Annotated in this window: 1 protein-coding gene; it reads right to left on the reverse strand. The window is 37.7% G+C overall.

From position 1 onward, the window contains the following. Positions 1-300, reverse strand: a 300-nt coding sequence (locus tag AC1DND_RS28950; RefSeq protein WP_477586430.1) for an FAD-dependent oxidoreductase, incomplete at its 3' end; no start/stop codon positions are given. Positions 301-680: the final 380 nt, after the last annotated feature.

The raw sequence follows: 680 nt of genomic DNA on the forward strand, positions 1-680 counted from the left end.
GCCTATATCGGTTTGTAAACAGTTTTCTGCTGCGTTAACTTCGGTAACCTTGGTTACCCGGAAAATGAGATTTTTCTGTCCTTTAAAAATCTTTCTTAATGGGAAAGCGATCGAATCGGCTTCTAAACCTCCTGTAGCCACCTGATAAAGTAAGGGTTGAAAAGTATGGTAGTTATGTTTATCGAGCATAACCACCTGAAAGGGTTTGTTTTTTAAACGTTTAGCTAACTCAATTCCTCCAAATCCACCGCCAACTATAACTACTCTAGGGTATTCGCTTTTAGGAAGTTGTAAATCCATTTTCGTATCGGTTTATCTATTGCTAATGTAACAAAAAGATAGCCAAAAGGTTTAAGAAATGAGGTTTTGGCAGTAATTCTTGCTTAATAATAAAGATATAACGCTGGCATGACGAAGCGGTGTTTTGTAGGTTTCTTAGTACTGTTTTAAGTTAATTAAACCTGATGGGAGTGAACATGGAGCGCAGCGAAATAAAACGAACAGCWGGGCTATCGGAACCGAAGAGCTACAGGTACTGCTTTTCAAAAACCAAAAATATAGCAAACAACTTTGTGTTTTCGGGGTAAAAAACATGCATAAAAAAAGCGCCCCGATACATCGGAGCGCTTATATAATTTAAGAAATTAATCTCTTACTTTTTCTTCTCAGCTGAGCTACCC

It is taken from the genome of Pedobacter sp. 01N416, assembly GCF_056399685.1.